Here is a 4,573-nt window from a genome sequence, read left to right as displayed (position 1 = left end):
GCCGGGGCCGTCGGGCGCGTCGGGTGCGGGGATGCGGTTCACGGTGGGCTTCCTTGTGTGGTGGACCGGGTCAGTGGGACGGCCCGGCGTCGGTCCGGTGGCGGGTCGCGCGCTCCGCGGCGGCGAGGGCGTCGGCCAGTCGGTCGAGGACGGCGTCCGCCTGTTCGTCGGTGAGGGTGAGGGGAGGCAGCAGTCGTACGACGCTGGAGTGGCGGCCGCCGAGTTCGACGATGAGACCGCGGCGCAGACACTCCCGCTGGACGGCGGTGGCCAGCGCGGGCGCGGCGGTCGCGGTGCCGGTGCGGGGGTCCTCGCGCTCGGGGTCGACGAGCTCGACGCCGATCATCAGGCCCCGGCCGCGGACGTCGCCGATGCCCCGGTGGTCCGCCGCGAGGCCCTCCAGCCGGGCGAGCATCCGGCCGCCGAGCAGCGCGGCGCGTTCGGCGAGCCGGTTCTCGCGGACGTAGGCGAGGGTCGCGGCGCCCGCGGCCATGGCGAGCTGGTTGCCCCGGAAGGTGCCCGCGTGGGCGCCGGGCTGCCAGACGTCGAGGTCGTCGCGGTAGACGATCACGGCGAGCGGCAGCGAGCCGCCGATGGCCTTGGATAGGACCATCACGTCCGGGACGATCCCGCTGTGCTCGACGCCCCAGAAGGCGCCGGTGCGCCCCACCCCGGTCTGCACCTCGTCGGCGATGAGCGGGATGGAGCGGGCGGCGGTGATCTCGCGCATCCGGCGCATCCAGGAGTCGGGCGCGGGGTTCACCCCGCCCTCGCCCTGCACCGGCTCGACGATCATCGCGGCCGGGGCGGGCACCCCGCCCTTGGGGTCGTCGAGCAGGCTCTCGGTCCACCGGGCGGCGAGCTCGGCGCCGCGTTCGCCTCCCACGCCGTACGGGCAGCGGTAGTTGAGCGGGTAGGGCAGCCGGGTCACCCGGGAGGTGGAGGCGCCGCCCGAGGCGTCGAGGGCGCCCGCCGTCATGCCGTGGTAAGCCCCGGTGAAGGCGAGCAGTCCGCTGCGGCCGGTCGCGGTGCGCACCAGTTTCAGCGCGGCCTCGACCGCGTCGGTGCCGGCCGGGCTGCAGAACTGGATGCGCGCGTGGTCGGCGAGGGGGCGCGGAAGGGTGGTGAACAGCTCCGTGGTGAAAGCGTCCTTGACCGGGGTGGCCAGATCGAGCGCGTGCAGCGGGGCGCCGGAGTCGAGGACCTTGCGGATGGCTTCGAGCACGACCGGGTGGTTGTGCCCGAGGGCCAGGGTGCCCGCGCCCGCGAGACAGTCCAGGTAGCGCCGCCCGTCCGCCCCTTCGATGGTCAGCCCGCGGGCGCGCACGGGCACGATCGGCAGCGAGCGGGCGTACGTCCGGGCGGCGGACTCGCGCAGGGACTGCCGCCGCAGGATCCCCTCGTGGGCCGGTGGTGTCCGCGGCGATGTGGTCGGCAGCTCGGCCGGCGTCGGTACCGGCGCGGATTCGGTCACGGCCACGAGTTCTGGTCCTCCCACGGTGCGCGCTCCGCTGTGCCTGCTGTGCCAGCCGCGCCGGGTCCCTGTGACGGTTCCGTGGCACGCCCGTTGCCCGGTGCGAACGGTGGGGCTGAACGCTGGCCTGTTGTCCCCCGTACGTACCAACGACGCCGGGGCCGGAGGATCACGGGCAAGCGCGAAGATCCTTGGCGAGCGGAACCGCGGCCCTGCCGCACACCGTCCCAACCGGCACCGGCATAGTGGGGGCCGCACTTCGGCCGGTACTTTTCGGCCGGGGCGAGGTGAGCCGACGGCTTCGCGCAAGCCGGCGGGTTCGCTTCAGTAACGTGCAGGCGGTGGAGCAACGGTGGCTGCACCGCGCATCAGCAACTTCAGTACCGAAGTCCCAGGGGGATCAAGAACATGCGACCGACACGTCCGAACTCCGCGGCCCGTGGTGGGAGGGGCGCACGCCGGAACTCCCCCGTGCTGGCCGCGCTCGGCCTCACGGCCGCTCTCACCCTGACCGCCACCGCGTGCGGTCCGGGCGGCGACGACAAGGCCGACGCCAAGCCGACCGCTTCGGCGACCGCCGGCGACGACGGCCTCCAGATCCCGGACGACATCAAGGACCGGCTCAAGAAGCACGGCATCGACCTGGACAAGTGGAAGAACGGCGAGTGGAAGAACTGGGACAAGTCCAAGTGGCTGCGTGAGGCCAAGGACTACGTCAACCCGATCATCCAGGACCTGTGGGACCCGGACCGGATGCGCAAGGCCGACAAGCCTCCGCAGAAGCCCGTCCCCAACGACATCTCGGGCGACAAGGGCGTGACGGACCCGACCCCGGCGCCGGTCAAGGCCCGGGCGCAGAAGGCCCCGTACCACCAGAGCCTGCCGGAGCTCGGCAAGCTCTTCTTCGACGGCCCCGAGGGCTCGATGGTCTGCTCCGCGACCGTCGTGAAGGACCCGGCGCACCCCGGCAAGTCCAACATGGTGTGGACGGCGGGCCACTGCGTCCACGCGGGCGCCAAGGGCGGCTGGTACCGCAACATCGCCTTCGTGCCCTCGTACAACAACGCCGACATGTCGCTCGCGCAGCTGCAGAAGGCGACCAAGCAGCAGATCGCGCCGTACGGCGTGTACTGGGCGGACTGGGCGCAGACCTCGCAGCAGTGGATCCAGGGCGGCGGCCCGACCGGCGGCCAGGGCGCCCCGTACGACTTCGCGGTGCTGCACGTCACCCCCGAGAAGGGCAAGGTCGGCAAGTCCCTTGAGGAGACCGTCGGTACGGCCCTCCCGGTGGACTTCAACGCCCCGGCCGTGCCGAAGATCCCGAGCATGACGGCGAACGGCTACCCGGCGGCGCCGCCGTACGACGGCCAGAAGCTGTACCAGTGCAAGGACAAGCCGGGCCGGCTCTCGCTCGACGCGAGCACCCCGACGATGTACCGCCTGGGCTGCACGATGACCGGCGGCTCCTCCGGCGGCGGCTGGATCGCCGCGGGCGCCGACGGCAAGCCCGCGCTGGTCTCCAACACCTCCATCGGCCCGGTGACGGCCGGCTGGCTGGCGGGCCCGCGTCTGGGCCCGGAGGCCAAGGGCGTGTACGACTCGGTCAGCAAGAAGTACGCGGGCCGCTAGGGCCTTTCCGGGGTCAGGGAGCTCTCCACGAGAGCTCCCTGACCCCTGTACGAGACCCCCACGCGCTACCGGCATAGTGGGGGGCTGCGAAACGGCGGTCCCGGAAGACCCCGTTTTCTCGTATGACGTGCCCATGGCAACGCACAGCTTCGCGGCGTGTGCTGCCGGGCGGGCGCGCGCAGCTGAACGACGTAAGAGCAAATCCTCAGGGGGAATCGTTTCCATGCGATCCATACGTCCGCTGCTGGCCTCCACCGGCCTCGCGGCGGCACTCGCGCTGACGGCCACCGCGTGCGGCCCCGGCGACGACGGCGCGGACAGCAAACCGTCCGCGTCCAGCACCGCCCAGGGCAAGGGCGACCAGGGTCTTCCCGACGATGTCGCCGGCGCCCTCAAGAAGCACGGCGTCGACCTCGACAAGTGGAAGAACGGCGAGTGGAAGAACTGGGACAAGTCCAAGTGGCTGCGTGAGGCCAAGGACTACGTCAACCCGGTGATCGCCGGTCTGTGGAAGCCCGAGCGGATGAAGTCCGCCAAGGACCCGCAGAAGACCATGGACGCCGGCGACATCAGCGGCGGCCAGGGCGTCACCGACCCGGAGCCGCGCCCGGTCCAGGCCAAGCCCGAGAGCCTGCCGTACCACAACTACGCCGCCCCGGTCGGCAAGGTCTTCTTCGACTCCCCCAAGGGCTCCATGGTGTGCTCGGGCACCGTCGTGAAGGACCCGGCGCACCCCGGCAAGTCCAACCTCGTGTGGACCGCCGGCCACTGCGTCCACGCGGGCTCCCAGGGCGGCTGGTACCGCAACATCGCCTTCGTCCCGGCCTACAACGACAAGGGCAAGTCGGCGGCACAGCTGCGCAACGCCCAGCCGCAGGAGATCGCCCCGTACGGCGCGTACTGGGCCGACTGGGCCTCGACCTCGGGCGAGTGGATCACCGGTGGCGGCCCCACCGGCGGCACCGGCGCCCCGTACGACTACGCCGTGCTGCACGTGAAGCCGGAGAACGGCACCAAGTCGCTTGAGGAGACCGTCGGCAACGCGCTGACCGTCAACTTCTCGACGCCCGCCGCGCACTCCGTCTCCGCGATGGGCGCCTGGGGCTACCCGGCGGCGCCGCCGTACGACGGCCTGAAGATGTTCAAGTGCGTCGACCGCCCCGGCCGGCTCTCGATCAGCCCCAACACGCCCGCGATGTACCGCATCGGCTGCACGATGACCGGCGGTTCCTCCGGCGGCGGCTGGTTCATCACCGGTAAGAGCGGCAAGGCGGAGCTCGTCTCCAACACCTCGATCGGCCCGGTCACTTCGGGCTGGCTCGCCGGACCCCAGCTGGGCGCCGGCGCCCAGCAGATCTTCACCCAGATGAGTCAGAAGTACGGCGGCCGGTAAGCACGCTGACGGCTGACGACGACAAGGCCCGCCCCCTCGTACGGAGGGGACGGGCCTTGTTCACTTCCTGAGCGAGC

Annotated in this window: 3 protein-coding genes; 2 read left to right on the top strand and 1 reads right to left on the bottom strand. The window is 71.7% G+C overall.

Translation table 11 applies throughout. The features are described from left to right. Positions 1 to 70: 70 nt before the first annotated feature. On the bottom strand, positions 71 to 1,480 hold the full coding sequence (locus A8W25_RS30070; RefSeq protein WP_067167546.1) for a diaminobutyrate--2-oxoglutarate transaminase family protein: 1,410 nt from the start codon (positions 1,478 to 1,480) through the stop codon (positions 71 to 73). Positions 1,481 to 1,882: 402 nt separating this feature from the next. On the opposite strand from A8W25_RS30070, the gene A8W25_RS30065 reads away from it, so the two are divergent. Together A8W25_RS30065 and A8W25_RS30060 are read left to right on the top strand one after the other, a co-directional pair. Beyond that, the gene (locus tag A8W25_RS30065) at positions 1,883 to 3,103 is read left to right on the top strand and encodes a trypsin-like serine peptidase (protein WP_079126529.1); all 1,221 of its coding nucleotides are present in this window, start codon (positions 1,883 to 1,885) and stop codon (positions 3,101 to 3,103) included. 223 nt (positions 3,104 to 3,326) lie between these two features. Further along, entirely contained in the window at positions 3,327 to 4,496 is a 1,170-nt protein-coding gene (locus A8W25_RS30060) for a trypsin-like serine peptidase (protein ID WP_067167542.1), read from the top strand. Positions 4,497 to 4,573 lie beyond the last annotated feature (77 nt).

This window comes from Streptomyces sp. ERV7 (genome assembly GCF_001653515.1).
GTDB lineage: Bacteria > Actinomycetota > Actinomycetes > Streptomycetales > Streptomycetaceae > Streptomyces.
The sequence above is the reverse complement of the archived record's forward strand: the minus strand, read 5'-3'. Positions and strand labels throughout refer to the sequence as shown.